This window comes from Streptomyces sp. Ru62, assembly GCF_002920615.1.
GTDB lineage: Bacteria > Actinomycetota > Actinomycetes > Streptomycetales > Streptomycetaceae > Streptomyces.
Genome location: NZ_PQSU01000029.1, coordinates 41,114 through 53,484, shown reverse-complemented (window position 1 = coordinate 53,484; position 12,371 = coordinate 41,114). Strand labels below are relative to the sequence as shown.

Genomic DNA, 12,371 nt, shown 5'->3' with positions numbered 1-12,371 from the left:
CCTCCACAGACGTGGGAGCGGTTCCGGTCGAACGGGGGGGCGGCTCAGCGGGTTCCGCGGCTCATGCGCGCCTGGCGGCCAGCTCGATCACCGTCACGTCCGAGGGCGCCCCCACGCGCGTGGGAGGACCCCAGGCGCCAGCGCCCCTGCTGACGTACAACTGCGTGTCGCCGTAGCGGTCGAGACCGGCGACCGTCGGGTTGGCCGCGGCGGCGAGGAGGCTGCCGGGCCAGAGCTGGCCGCCGTGGGTGTGGCCGGAGAGCTGGAGGTCGACGCCGTGCCGTACGGCCTCGTGGATCTGCACCGGCTGGTGGGCGAGCAGCACGCACGCGCGTGCCGGGTCCCGGTCGCCGAGTGCCCTGGCGAAGTCCGGGCCCTGGCCCTCGCTCTCGCCCTGGACGTCGTTGACGCCGGCCAGGTCGAAGTACGGCAGCTCGGTGCGGGCGTTCTGGAGCGGGTGCAGGCCGAGGTCGCGGACCTCTTCGATCCACTGCTCGACGCCGGAGAAGTACTCGTGGTTGCCCGTGACGAAGTACGCGCCGTGGCGGGCGCTGAGCCGGGCGAGGGGGGCGGCGGCCGGGCCCAGGTCCTTGACGCTGCCGTCGACCAGGTCGCCGACGACCGCGATCAGGTCCGGCTGGGTGGCGTTGACCGTGTCGACGACCCGCTGTGCGAAGCCCCGGCCGAGGACGGGGCCGAGGTGGATGTCGCTGACGACGGCTATGCGGAAGCCGTTCGCCGCTCGTGGGAGCTTGGTCAGCGGGACGGTGACGCGGGTGACCCGGGGGCCGTTGAGGACTCCGTAGGTGCCGTGGCCGACTGTCGCCACGGCGGCGGTGGTGGCCGCGCCGGCGAGGAGGCGGGAGACGACGAGGCGCCGGGTGGGTTCCTGGGCGCGTGGTGTCTGTGCCTGTGCGGGTGTCTGCGCCTGTGCCGGTGCCGCGGTGACCGCCCCAGGGGGCTCCGCCCCCTGGACCCCCGGACCCTGCCCACCCACCACCCGACTCGGTCGGCCGAGAGGTGAAGCCGCGGGGGCCGGGCTCGGGTGGTCGAGGGGGACGGGCGCGATGCGTCGGGTCAGGCGGTTCACGAGCGGGCGTACGGCTTCGGAGGCCAGGACCGCCAGCAGCAGGTACAGCGCCAGGGCCATCCACAGGAAGCCCGGCCAGGCGAGGGTGCGCTGGAGCCAGAAGGGGGCGCCCGCGCGTTCGGCGACCAGGGCTCCGATCGTCAGGACCGGGCCGGTGACGAACACGGCGGTGCCGGCGCGGCGGGCCGGGCCCGGACCGCGTGTGGTGTCGCGGACCAGGCGCCGCCACACGTACCGGTGCAGGCCCGCGACGACGGCCAGGACGGCCAGTGCGACGAGCGCGAAGACGATGACCACCCCGGCCGTTCCCCCGCTATGAGTTCCGGCGCAGTGCGCGCAGACCGCGCAACCCGATGACCCCGATGACCGTCCCCAATACGAAGGAGACGACCGCCAGCAGCAGATGCACCCAGAAGTACGCGGTCGGGTGACCGTCGTCGAAGGCGAGCCCGCTGCTGTCCTTGACCAGGTTCTTGACGAAAGTGACCCAGATGACCCAGGACCACACCCCGAACGCGAGCAGGAACCAGGAGACCGGGCGGCTGAGCTTCATGAGTCCAGTATCGCCGTCCCGTGTCCGGTTCCGTGCCGGGGGTGGGAGGGGGCGCGGGACTTCGCGGTCGGGTCCGGGTACGTTCTCGGTCGTGCCCGCACCGAACACGACCGTCAGGCGATCCCTGCTGGTCACCTCAGCCACCCTGCTGTCCCTGTCCGTCACCGCGCCCGCCGCCCTGGCCGCGCCGACCCCCTCGACGAGCCCGACGGCCACACCCCCGGCCCAGATGTCCACCGTGGGCGGCGCCCGGCTCGGCATGCCGGGCACGCAGGTCAACCTCGCCCCCGGTGTGCCGGTCCTGCCCAAGGACCTCACCGCCCGTTCCTGGATCGTCTCCGACGCCGAGTCCGGGGAGGTCCTCGCCGCGCACAACGCGCACTGGCGACTGCCCCCGGCGAGCACGCTGAAGATGCTGTTCGCGGACACCGTGCTGCCCCGGTTCCCCAAGGCCACCCAGCACAAGGTGGCGGCGTCGGACCTCAAGGGAGTGGGCGTCGGCTCCAGCGTGGTCGGGATAAAGGAGGGCGCCACCTACTCCGTCCAGGATCTGTGGCTCGGGGTCTTCCTGCGCTCGGGCAACGACGCCGTGCACGTGCTGTCCCGGATGAACGGCGGCATCAAGCAGACCGTCCAGGACATGCAGGACCACGCCGAGGAACTCCAGGCCCTGGACACGACCGTGGTCTCGCCGGACGGCTACGACGCGCCGGGGCAGGTGTCGTCGGCGTACGACCTGACGCTGTTCGCCCGCTCCGGGCTGCAGAAGAAGGACTTCCGCGACTACTGCTCGACGGTGAGCGCGAAGTTCGGCTCCGCCGAGATCCGGAACACCAACCGGCTGCTGAGCGGCGACACCGACGTCCCCGTCTACCAGGGCATCGCGGGCGTGAAGAACGGCAACACCACGCACGCGGGTGCCACCTTCACCGGGGTCGCCGAGCGGAACGGCAAGGTGCTGCTGGTCACGGTGATGAACCCGGAGAAGCACGAGCACAACGAGGTCTACAAGGAGACCGCGAAGCTGTTCGACTGGGGTTTCCAGGCGGTCGGCAAGGTCAACGCGGTGGGCGAGCTGGTGCCGCCGAGGAGCGCCTCCTCGGCGACCCCGCAGCCCGGCCCCGCCACGTCCGCCGCACAGGACCCGGGGCAGGGGGCGGGGCAGGGGGCGGGGCAGGCGGCCGGGACCGGCGGGCCGGGGGCGAAGCCCGTGGCGAGCGCCACCGCCGGGTCCGGCTCCGGAGGGGTCGGGATCGCCCTCGCCGTCGCGGGCGGGCTGCTGTTGCTGCTCGGGGGCGGGGCGTTCCTGGTCAACCGCCGGTGGCCGCTGCCGGACCTGATGCGCCGTCGGGCGCGTCCCTGATCCCCGCCGCCTCCTTGCTCGGCGTCGCCGTCCAGGAGGCGCAGAACAAGACCAGTTTGGCCGTGAAGTTGATCCACAGCAGCAGTGCCACGGGGACGCCGAACGCGCCGTACATGCTCTTCGCGGCGACCCCCTGGATGTAGCCGCTGAGGAGCAGCTTCAGCAGTTCGAAGCCGACCGCACCGAGCAGCGCGGCGACGAGCAGCCGGCGGCGCGGCGGCTCGACCCCGGGCAGCAGGGTCAGGACGTAGAGCAGGACGAGGAAGTCGGCGAGCACGGCGACGGCGAACGCGGCGATCTGCAACAGGACGCTGCCCCAGCTGTGCTCGTCCAGGCCGATCTGCCGGGAGACCAGGCCGACGGCGGCCGAGGCGAGGGTGGACGCGGCGAGGGTGAGCAGCAGGGCGCCGCCGAAGCCGAGCAGGATGACGGCGTCCTTGGCCTTGGTGACGACCGGGTTCTCCTCGCGGTCCGGCAGCTCCCACACCGCGCGCAGGCAGTCCCGGACCTGGCCGACCCAGCCGATGCCCGTGAACAGCAGGACCGCGCCCGCGATGACGCCGACCGTGCCCGCGTTCTGCACCAGGGAGGTGAGGTCCAACTGGTCGGCCAGGCCCGGGAACTGGTCGGCGATCCGGTGTTCCACGGTCTTCTGGCTGGCCTGGCTGAGCGTGGCGGCGGTGATCGCGGCGGCCACGGTCAGCAGCGGGAACAGCGCCACGAAGCTGACGAACGTCATGGCGGCGGCGAGCCTGGTCCACTTCACCCGGTCCAGCCGCTCGTAGCACCGCCACGCGTGCGTGAGCATCAGCCGGGTGACGATCGGCCCGATGCCGGGAAGCCTCTTCAGCCAGTCCATGATCCGACTGTGCCCGCTGCCCATGGGCGTCAACACCGCGTTTCTCCGGCAGAACGGTCATATATGGGCGATACGGTCGGCTGTCATGAAGGACGCCACCGATCTGCCCCAGTCCCTGCTCGTCCTCGGCGGCACGTCCGAGATCGCGCTGGCCACCGCGCGCCGGCTGATCGCCCGCCGCACCCGCACGGTGTGGCTGGCGGGCCGCCCCTCCCCGGCGCTGGAGGACGCCGCCGGGAGCCTGCGCGCGCTCGGCGCGGACGTGCACACCGTCGCCTTCGACGCGCTCGATCCCGAGTCCCACGAGGCCGTCCTCGGCAAGGTGTTCGCCGACGGGCCGGTCGACATGGTGCTGCTCGCCTTCGGCGTCCTCGGCGACCAGGCGCACGACGAACGCGACCCGGTGCGGGCCGTGCGGGTCGCCCAGACCAACTACACCGGCGCCGTCTCGGCCGGCCTGGTCGCCGGGCGTGCCCTGCAGACCCAGGGCCACGGCTCACTCGTCGTGCTGTCCTCCGCCGCCGCCGAACGCGCCCGCCGCGCCGACTTCATCTACGGCTCCAGCAAGGCCGGCCTCGACGTCTTCGCCCAGGGCCTCGGCGACGCCCTGCACGGCACCGGCGTCCACGTCATGGTCGTACGCCCCTGGTCCGTCCGGACGGGAAGGGCGGCCGGCGGGATGCGGACACCGTTCGCCAGTACGCCGGAGGCGGTCGCCACGGCCATCGAACTGGGCCTGCGCCGCCGCTCGGAGACGGTGTGGGTGCCGGGCGCGCTCCGTCTGCTGATGACCGCCCTGCGGCACGTGCCCCGCGTCGTGTACCGCCGCCTGATGGCCTAACGGCTGGCGATCGTGCCCCGTTCCACTTCCGCGTGGCCCGGCTGGGGCGGTACCACGGGCCCCCCGAAGGTGTACTCGCGCAGCTTGCGCCAGACGCCGTCGGCGCCCTGCTCGTACAGCGCGAAGCCGGTGCACGGCCACTCGGCCTCGAACTCCGCCAGTTCCTCGAAGGCGCGGTCCATGGCCGCGTCGTCGATGCCGTGGGCCACGGTGACGTGCGGGTGGTACGGGAACTGCAGCTCGCGCGCCACCGGCCCGGAGGCGTCCCGGATGCGCTGCTGGAGCCAAGCGCACGCGTCGGCGCCCTGGACGACCCGGACGTAGACCACCGGCGACAGGGGGCGGAAGGTGCCGGTGCCGGACAGCCGCATCGGGAACGGCCGGCCGGCGGTGGCGACCTCGGAGAGGTGGGCGTCGACCGCCGGCAGGTCGGCCTCGTCCACCTCGGTCGGCGGCAGCAGCGTGACGTGCGTGGGGATGCCGTGAGCCGCGGCGTCGCCGAAGCCCGCGCGCCGCTCCTGGAGCAGGCTGCCGTGAGGCTCCGGGACCGCGATCGACACGCCGATCGTTACGGTCCCCACGTCGTCTCCTGTCGTCGCGTCTGTCGTCTTGTCGGCCGTCTCGTCCCGGCCGTCGGCTATCGACTGTACGGCCACGGATGTCCTTCGGGCAGGCGCGGCGGAAGTGATGTGCAGCGCTCTGCCCGCGCGGACCCGTGCGGTCGTACGCCTCAGTGCTTGGCCGGGAGGAAGCCCACGCGGTCGTACGCCTGCGCGAGGGTCTCGGCGGCGACGGCACGCGCCTTCTCGGCGCCCTTGGCGAGGACCGCGTCGAGCGACTCGGAGTCGTCCAGGTACTGCTGGGTGCGCTCGCGGAACGGCGTGACGAACTCGACCATGACCTCGGCGAGGTCCGTCTTGAGCGCGCCGTACATCTTGCCCTCGTACTCCTGCTCCAGCTCCGCGACGGTCTTGCCGGTGAGCGTGGAGTAGATGGTGAGGAGGTTGGAGACGCCCGGCTTGCTCTCGACGTCGTAGCGGATCACCGTGTCCGTGTCGGTGACGGCGCTCTTGACCTTCTTGGCCGTTGTCTTCGGCTCGTCGAGGAGGTTGATGAGGCCCTTCGGCGTGGACGCCGACTTGCTCATCTTGATCGTCGGGTCCTGGAGGTCGTAGATCTTCGCCGTCTCCTTGAGGATGTACGGCTTCGGGATCGTGAAGGTGTCGCCGAAGCGGCCGTTGAAGCGCTCGGCGAGGTCGCGGGTCAGCTCGATGTGCTGGCGCTGGTCCTCGCCGACGGGCACCTCGTTCGCCTGGTAGAGCAGGATGTCCGCGACCTGGAGGATCGGATACGTGAAGAGGCCGACGGAGGCGCGGTCGGAGCCCTGCTTGGCGGACTTGTCCTTGAACTGGGTCATGCGGCCGGCCTCGCCGAAGCCGGTGAGGCAGTTCATGATCCAGGCGAGCTGGGCGTGCTCGGGGACGTGGCTCTGCACGAAGAGCGTGCAGCGGTCCGGGTCCAGCCCGGCGGCCAGCAGCTGGGCGGCGGCGAGCCGGGTGTTGGCGCGCAGTTCCTTCGGGTCCTGCGGGACCGTGATCGCGTGCAGGTCGACGACCATGTAGAACGCGTCGTGGGACTCCTGGAGGGCCACCCACTGGCGGACGGCGCCGAGGTAGTTGCCGAGGTGGAACGAGCCAGCCGTGGGCTGGATGCCGGAGAGCACGCGAGGTCGGTCAGCCATGCTTTTTATTGTCGCAGAGAGTTTGCGGGGTTCGGTGCGTGGGGAACTGCGGGCCGCCCGTGGTTGCTCGCGCAGTTCCCCGTGCCCCTTTCAGGGGGCGCCTCAGCCCAGGTCGACCTCCGGGTACAGCGGGAAGCCCGCCACCAGGTCGGTGGCTCGCTGGGAGATCTCCTGGGCGACCTTCTCGTCCAGGACGTGGGCCGCCTTGGACGGGGCGCCGGACTTGGTGGTGCCCGGTTCGGTGGTGCTGAGGACGCGGTCGATCAGGCCCGCCACCTCGTCCATCTCCGCCGTGCCGAGGCCGCGGGTGGTGAGCGCCGGGGTGCCGATGCGGATGCCGGAGGTGTACCAGGCGCCGTTCGGGTCGGCCGGGATGGCGTTGCGGTTGGTGACGATGCCGGAATCGAGCAGGGCGGCCTCGGCCTGGCGGCCGGTGAGGCCGTAGGAGGTGGCGACGTCGATCAGGCAGAGGTGGTTGTCGGTGCCGCCGGTGACGAGGGTGGCGCCACGGCGCATCAGGCCCTCGGCCAGGGCACGGGAGTTGTCCACGATGCGCTGGGCGTAGTCCTGGAAGGCGGGCTGCCGGGCCTCGGCCAGGGCGACGGCCTTGGCGGCCATGACGTGCGGCAGCGGGCCGCCGAGGACCATCGGGCAGCCGCGGTCCACCTGGTCCTTGAGGGAGTCGTCGCACAGCACCATGCCGCCGCGCGGGCCGCGCAGCGACTTGTGGGTGGTCGTGGTGACGATCTGGGCGTGCGGGACCGGGTCGAAGTCGCCGGTGAGGACCTTGCCCGCGACCAGGCCGGCGAAGTGCGCCATGTCGACCATGAGGGTGGCGCCGACCTCGTCGGCGATCTCGCGCATGATCCGGAAGTTCACCAGCCGGGGGTACGCGGAGTAGCCGGCGACGATGATCAGCGGCTTGAACTCGCGGGCCTGGGCGCGCAGGGCCTCGTAGTCGATCAGGCCGGTGGCCGGGTCGGTGCCGTAGGAGCGCTGGTCGAACATCTTGCCGGAGATGTTCGGGCGGAAGCCGTGGGTGAGGTGACCGCCGGCGTCCAGGGACATGCCGAGCATGCGCTGGTTGCCGAAGGCCTGGCGGAGCTCGGCCCAGTCGGCCTCGGTCAGGTCGTTGACCTGGCGGGCGCCGGTCTTCTCCAGGAAGGGCGCCTCGACGCGGTCGGCGAGGACGGCCCAGAAGGCGACGAGGTTGGCGTCGATGCCGGAGTGCGGCTGGACGTAGGCGTGGCGGGCGCCGAAGAGTTCGCGGGCGTGCTCGGCGGCGAGGGACTCGACGGTGTCGACGTTGCGGCAGCCGGCGTAGAAGCGGCGGCCGACGGTGCCCTCGGCGTACTTGTCGCTGAACCAGTTGCCCATCGCGAGCAGGGTCGCCGGGGAGGCGTAGTTCTCCGAGGCGATCAGCTTGAGCATCTCGCGCTGGTCGGTGACCTCCTGGCCGATGGCGTCGGCGACGCGCGGCTCGACGGCGCGGATCACGTCGAGGGCGGCACGGAAGGCGGTCGACTCGGTGGAGAGGGAGGCGGAATTCTCGGGCATCGGGGGACCTCCGGACGGTGTGCGTACAGCGTTCACGTTCGGCCCAGGCGCACGGCACTCTTCCCGCTCGGGCCGCTCCCTGATGGTCCGTCCCATCCCAGCGCGCCAGTCACGGCCCGCTCGTCAGCCTACCGGGCGCGCCGCGCGCGGCAGGTCCCGCGTCCACCATGCGAGCGAGGATAAGAAGGAGGTCACCGTCGAGTCCGCGTCGTCTCCGGGAGAGGCCGTGACCGCTGCAGAAGACCTGATCGCCGCCGCCGAGGCGCACTGCGCGCCCACCTACGACCCGCTGCCGGTGGTGATCGCCACGGGTGCGGGGGCGTGGCTGACGGACGTGGCGGGGCGGCGCCATCTGGACCTGCTGGCCGGTTACTCGGCGCTGAACTTCGGGCACGGCAACCGGCGGCTGGCCGAGGCGGCCCGGCGGCAGCTCGACCGGGTGACGCTGACCTCCCGCGCCGTCCACCACGACCGGTTCGCCGCGTTCTGCACCGAGCTCGCCGAGCTGTGCGGGATGGAGATGGTGCTGCCCGTGAACACGGGCGCGGAGGCGGTGGAGAGCGCGGTGAAGACGGCCCGCAAGTGGGGGTACCGGGTGAAGGGGGTGCCCGGGGAGATGGCGAAGGTCGTCGTGGCGGGCGGCAACTTCCACGGTCGTACGACGACGCTCATCAGCTTCTCCACCGATCCGGAGGCCCGCGCGGACTTCGGCCCGTACACCCCGGGCTTCGAGATCGTGCCGTACGGGGACCTGACCGCGATGCGGTCGGCGCTGACGGAGAACACGGTGGCGGTGCTGCTGGAGCCGATCCAGGGCGAGTCGGGGGTGATCGTGCCGCCGGCCGGTTATCTGGCCGGGGTGCGGGAGCTGACCCGCGAGCGGAACGTCCTCTTCGTCGCCGACGAGATCCAGTCGGGCCTGGGGCGCACCGGGCGGACCTTCGCGTGCGAGCACGAGGGGGTGGTGCCGGACATGTACGTGCTGGGCAAGGCGCTGGGCGGCGGGATCCTGCCGGTGTCGGCCGTGGTGTCGAGCGCGGCGGTGCTCGGGGTGTACCGGCCGGGCGAGCACGGGTCGACGTTCGGCGGGAATCCGCTGGCCTGTGCGGTGGCGCTGGAGGTGATCGCGATGCTGCGGACCGGTGAGTACCAGGAGCGGGCGGCGCGGCTGGGCGAGCGGCTGCACGGACGGCTGGGCGAGCTGCTCGGCACGGGCCGGGTGACGGCCGTGCGTGGACGGGGGCTGTGGGCGGGGGTGGACGTGTCCCCGGCGGTGGGCACCGGGCGGGAGGTCTCCGAGCGGCTGCTGGCCCGTGGGGTCCTGGTCAAGGACGCCCACGGGCCGACCATCCGGATCGCGCCGCCGCTGGTGATCGGCGAGGAGGACCTGGACTGGGGGCTGGAGCAGCTCCGGGCGGTGCTGGCCGGGACCTGAGCAGGGACGGCGCCCGGTCAGTGGAGGGGGAAGTCGGCGCCGTGCTCGTCGGCCGGCCGGGGTCCGAAGATGCGCCGGTCGGACTCCTCGATGGCCACGTCGTTGATGCTGGCCTCGCGGCGGAGCATCAGGCCGTGCTCGTCGAACTCCCACAGCTCGTTGCCGTAGGAGCGCCACCACTGGCCGTGGGCGTCGCGGCACTCGTACTGGAAGCGGACGGCGATGCGGTTCTCGTGGAAGCTCCACAGGCCCTTGCGCAGGGCGTAGTCCCGCTCGCGCTCCCACTTCTCGGTCAGGAAGGCGACGATCTCCTCGCGACCGGTGACGAACCGGTCCCGGTTGCGCCAGACGGAGTCCGGGGTGTAGGCGAGGGCGACCCGGTGGGGGTCGCGGGTGTTCCAGGCGTCCTCGGCCGCCTGCACCTTCTGGCGGGCGGTCTCCAGGGTGAACGGCGGGTAGGGCGGGCGGTCTTCGGGCACGGCGACCTCCTCGGGTCGGGAACGAGATCGGAACGACGTAGAGAACGGTCGTTCTCGACCGATGGGACTAAGGTAGAGAACGGCCGTTCTCGACGTCAAGGAGACCCGATGCCCGCCGCCGTCACCGAGGAACAGAACCACCTGGACCGCGAAGCACTCCTGGACGCGGCGGAGACGCTCTTCTACGCGCACGGCATCCAGGCGGTCGGCATGGACCGGGTCCGCGAGACCTCCGGCCTGCCCCTGAAGCGGATATACCGGCTCTTCCCGGCCAAGGAGGACCTGGTCGTCGCCGTGCTCAGGCGCCGCGACCGGCGCTGGCGCGCGCGTCTGGCCGCCCACGTGGAGGGAGTCCGGGACCCCCGCGCACGGGTGCTCGCCGTCTTCGACTGGCTCGCCGCGTGGTTCGCGGAACCCGGCTTCCGCGGCTGCGCCTGGATCAACGCCCACGGCGAACTCGGCTCGTCGTCCGAGCCGGTCCTGGCGGAGGTCCGCGCCCACAAGCGCGCCTTCCACGACCAGCTCGCGGCCTGGGTCCGCGCCACCGGCGCACCGGTGGCCGAACCGGTCTTCCTGCTCGCCGAGGGAGCCATCGTCACCGCGGGCATCACCGGCGACCCGGCCCCGGCGCGGCACGCCCGGGCGGCGGTGGAGACGCTGCTCGGGGGCGCCGCGGTGACTGCCGGCTAGGTCCTGTCGTCACACTCCCGTCGTCCGCCCGGAGGGAGTTTGACGACAGGGCCTAGAGGATCACGTGGGGCAGGAAGCGGGCGTACTCGTCGGTGATCAGGCCGGTGGACTCGCGGATGCCGAGGCCCGCGGGTTCGTCCTGGACCACCCAGGCGCCCAGGACCACGTGGTTGCCGTCGAAGGCCGGCAGGGGCGCCAACTGCTGGTAGCAGCAGGGGTCTTCGCGAAGGGCGGCCGGGGCGCCGGGCTCGTGGACGGTGACGCCCTCGCCCTCGCGGCCGAGGAGGGGCTTGGCCACGTAGCCGGCCGCGCCGGCCAGCTCCCGGGGGCCGTCCAGGTAGGCGGGGAGGAGGTTCGGGTGGCCGGGATACAGCTCCCAGAGGATCGCCAGGAGCGCCTTGTTGCTCAGGAGCATCTTCCAGGCCGGCTCGATCCACAGGGTGCTGCCGGTGCCGCCGCCGTTGTCCAGGGTGTCCAGGACGTGTCCGCCGAAGGCGTCGGTGGTGAGCCACTCCCAGGGGTAGAGCTTGAAGATGCCCCGGATGAAGCGGAGTTGGTTGTCGACGAAGCGGCCGGAGAGGCTGTCCCAGCCGATCTCCTCCATGGCCAGCCAGTCGGTGGTGAGGCCGGCCTGCTCGGCGGTCTCCTTCAGGTAGGCGACCGTCATCAGGTCCTCGCCGAGTTCGTCGGCCGAGGAGTGCGCGAAGTGCAGCGGGCTGCCCGGAGGCAGCAGCGCGGACTGGCCGCGCCAGGCGTCGACCAGCCGTTCGTGCAGGGAGTTCCACTGGTCCGCGCCGGGGAAACGGTCCTCCATCCAGAACCACTGCGGGGAGGCGGCCTCCACCAGCGAGGTGGGGGTGTCGGCGTTGTACTCCAGCAGCTTCGCCGGTCCGGTGCCGTCGTAGCGCAGGTCGAAACGGCCGTAGACGGACGGGAGTTCGGCACGGCGGTGCCAGGCCTCGGTGACCGCGGCGGCCACCCGCGGGTCCGTGATGCCGAGGTCCGCGAGGCGGTTCTCGGACACGATGTGCCCGGCGGCGGCCAGGCACATGCGGTGGAGTTCCCCGACGGTCTCCTCCAGCGTCTCCACCTCGTCCATGGTGAAGACGTAGTAGGCGCTCTCGTCCCAGTAGGGGCGCAGCGAGCCGTCGGGGTGGCGGGTGAGCGGATAGACCAGGCCCTGCGCCTCCACGGTCTGCTGCCAGCCGGGGCGGGGGGTGGTGGTACGGCGTTCCATGTGCGTGTTCCGGTCAGCCGCCGGAGCTGCCCTTGCCGCCGCCGAAGCCGCCGCGGTGGACTCCGCCGCTTCCGCTGTGGTGGTCGTCGTCATCGTCGGACGAGCCGCTGCCCGAGCCCTTGCCGGGCTTGGTGAAGGAGCCGCCGTCGACCCAGCCGTTCTTCTCGTCGCCCTCGTAGTACCAGGCGGCGTCGGTCTTCTTCCCGACGGTCGTCTTCCTGCCCGGCGTCTTCTTGCCCGTCGTCTTCCCGGAGGCGCCGGTGGTCTTGCAGTTCTTGTCCGAGACGACCTTGTACCCCTTGGCGAGGTTGTAGCTGTCCCGGTCCACGCAGCGCTTGTCCGGTTCGGACGAGCAGGCGGTGAGCGCGGCGGCCAGCAGGCCCACGCCCCCCAGGACGACCGTGCCGGAGCGGAGTGGTCGGCATGTGCGGTCCATGGTGGTGTCTCCCCCGTCGGATTCGTGTGCCGTGTTCGGCGGCCAGCCTAGAGATCGGTGTGAGTATTCCCCCCGGCGGGTCCTTCATCT

At 71.9% G+C, this 12,371-nt stretch carries 13 protein-coding genes; 4 read left to right on the top strand and 9 right to left on the bottom strand.

Annotation, left to right across the window (positions count from 1 at the left end):
* Positions 1 to 61 precede the first annotated feature (61 nt).
* A complete protein-coding gene (locus C3492_RS32715; protein ID WP_103816275.1) occupies positions 62 to 1,387 on the bottom strand; it encodes a metallophosphoesterase in 1,326 nt (441 codons plus the stop codon).
* A gap of 16 nt (positions 1,388 to 1,403) precedes the next feature.
* Complete coding sequence (locus C3492_RS32710) at positions 1,404 to 1,643, bottom strand: SCO4848 family membrane protein (RefSeq protein ID WP_030641438.1); 240 nt, start codon at positions 1,641 to 1,643, stop codon at positions 1,404 to 1,406.
* Between the two features lie 91 nt (positions 1,644 to 1,734).
* Between C3492_RS32710 and C3492_RS32705 the strand changes: the two genes are divergently transcribed.
* On the top strand, positions 1,735 to 3,006 hold the full coding sequence (locus C3492_RS32705; protein ID WP_103816274.1) for a D-alanyl-D-alanine carboxypeptidase family protein: 1,272 nt from the start codon (positions 1,735 to 1,737) through the stop codon (positions 3,004 to 3,006).
* On the opposite strand, the gene C3492_RS32700 is transcribed toward C3492_RS32705, so the two are convergent.
* Positions 2,954 to 3,865, bottom strand: a complete 912-nt coding sequence (locus C3492_RS32700; RefSeq protein WP_103816332.1) for a YihY/virulence factor BrkB family protein — start codon at positions 3,863 to 3,865, stop codon at positions 2,954 to 2,956. The genes C3492_RS32705 and C3492_RS32700 overlap by 53 nt on opposite strands.
* An 85-nt stretch (positions 3,866 to 3,950) precedes the next feature.
* On the opposite strand from C3492_RS32700, the gene C3492_RS32695 reads away from it, so the two are divergent.
* On the top strand, positions 3,951 to 4,706 hold the full coding sequence (locus C3492_RS32695; protein WP_103816273.1) for a decaprenylphospho-beta-D-erythro-pentofuranosid-2-ulose 2-reductase: 756 nt from the start codon (positions 3,951 to 3,953) through the stop codon (positions 4,704 to 4,706).
* Here C3492_RS32695 and C3492_RS32690 read toward each other — a convergent pair.
* From C3492_RS32690 to C3492_RS32680, 3 genes are all read right to left on the bottom strand, one after another.
* On the bottom strand, positions 4,703 to 5,287 hold the full coding sequence (locus C3492_RS32690) for a 2'-5' RNA ligase family protein (RefSeq protein WP_103816331.1): 585 nt from the start codon (positions 5,285 to 5,287) through the stop codon (positions 4,703 to 4,705). The two genes, C3492_RS32695 and C3492_RS32690, sit on opposite strands and share 4 nt — an antisense overlap.
* A gap of 149 nt (positions 5,288 to 5,436) precedes the next feature.
* A complete protein-coding gene (gene trpS, locus C3492_RS32685; RefSeq protein ID WP_181140672.1) occupies positions 5,437 to 6,447 on the bottom strand; it encodes a tryptophan--tRNA ligase in 1,011 nt (336 codons plus the stop codon).
* 102 nt (positions 6,448 to 6,549) lie between these two features.
* Positions 6,550 to 8,004, bottom strand: a complete 1,455-nt coding sequence (locus tag C3492_RS32680) for a glycine hydroxymethyltransferase (protein WP_103816271.1) — start codon at positions 8,002 to 8,004, stop codon at positions 6,550 to 6,552.
* Positions 8,005 to 8,230: 226 nt separating this feature from the next.
* Here C3492_RS32680 and rocD point away from each other — a divergent pair, with 226 nt between their 5' ends.
* A complete protein-coding gene (gene rocD, locus C3492_RS32675) occupies positions 8,231 to 9,439 on the top strand; it encodes an ornithine--oxo-acid transaminase (protein ID WP_103816270.1) in 1,209 nt (402 codons plus the stop codon).
* Between the two features lie 17 nt (positions 9,440 to 9,456).
* Here rocD and C3492_RS32670 read toward each other — a convergent pair whose 3' ends face one another.
* Positions 9,457 to 9,918 (bottom strand): nuclear transport factor 2 family protein, encoded by a 462-nt coding sequence (locus C3492_RS32670; RefSeq protein WP_103816269.1) that lies wholly within the window; start codon positions 9,916 to 9,918, stop codon positions 9,457 to 9,459.
* 108 nt (positions 9,919 to 10,026) lie between these two features.
* Between C3492_RS32670 and C3492_RS32665 the strand changes: the two genes are divergently transcribed.
* A complete protein-coding gene (locus tag C3492_RS32665; RefSeq protein WP_103816268.1) occupies positions 10,027 to 10,608 on the top strand; it encodes a TetR/AcrR family transcriptional regulator in 582 nt (193 codons plus the stop codon).
* 52 nt (positions 10,609 to 10,660) lie between these two features.
* Here C3492_RS32665 and C3492_RS32660 read toward each other — a convergent pair whose 3' ends face one another.
* Complete coding sequence (locus C3492_RS32660) at positions 10,661 to 11,845, bottom strand: glutathionylspermidine synthase family protein (RefSeq protein ID WP_103816267.1); 1,185 nt, start codon at positions 11,843 to 11,845, stop codon at positions 10,661 to 10,663.
* Positions 11,846 to 11,858: 13 nt separating this feature from the next.
* Entirely contained in the window at positions 11,859 to 12,281 is a 423-nt protein-coding gene (locus tag C3492_RS32655; protein WP_103816266.1) for a hypothetical protein, read from the bottom strand.
* Positions 12,282 to 12,371: the final 90 nt, after the last annotated feature.

Bases quoted from the DNA above. Each gene is read 5' to 3' on its own strand.
- C3492_RS32695 (WP_103816273.1), top strand. From the start codon at position 3,951: ATGAAGGACGCCACCGATCTGCCCCAGTCCCTGCTCGTCCTCGGCGGC.
- C3492_RS32655 (WP_103816266.1), bottom strand. From the start codon at position 12,281: ATGGACCGCACATGCCGACCACTCCGCTCCGGCACGGTCGTCCTGGGG.
- C3492_RS32680 (WP_103816271.1), bottom strand. From the start codon at position 8,004: ATGCCCGAGAATTCCGCCTCCCTCTCCACCGAGTCGACCGCCTTCCGT.
- C3492_RS32665 (WP_103816268.1), top strand. From the start codon at position 10,027: ATGCCCGCCGCCGTCACCGAGGAACAGAACCACCTGGACCGCGAAGCA.
- C3492_RS32700 (WP_103816332.1), bottom strand. From the start codon at position 3,865: ATGGACTGGCTGAAGAGGCTTCCCGGCATCGGGCCGATCGTCACCCGG.
- trpS (WP_181140672.1), bottom strand. From the start codon at position 6,447: ATGGCTGACCGACCTCGCGTGCTCTCCGGCATCCAGCCCACGGCTGGC.
- C3492_RS32710 (WP_030641438.1), bottom strand. From the start codon at position 1,643: ATGAAGCTCAGCCGCCCGGTCTCCTGGTTCCTGCTCGCGTTCGGGGTG.
- C3492_RS32660 (WP_103816267.1), bottom strand. From the start codon at position 11,845: ATGGAACGCCGTACCACCACCCCCCGCCCCGGCTGGCAGCAGACCGTG.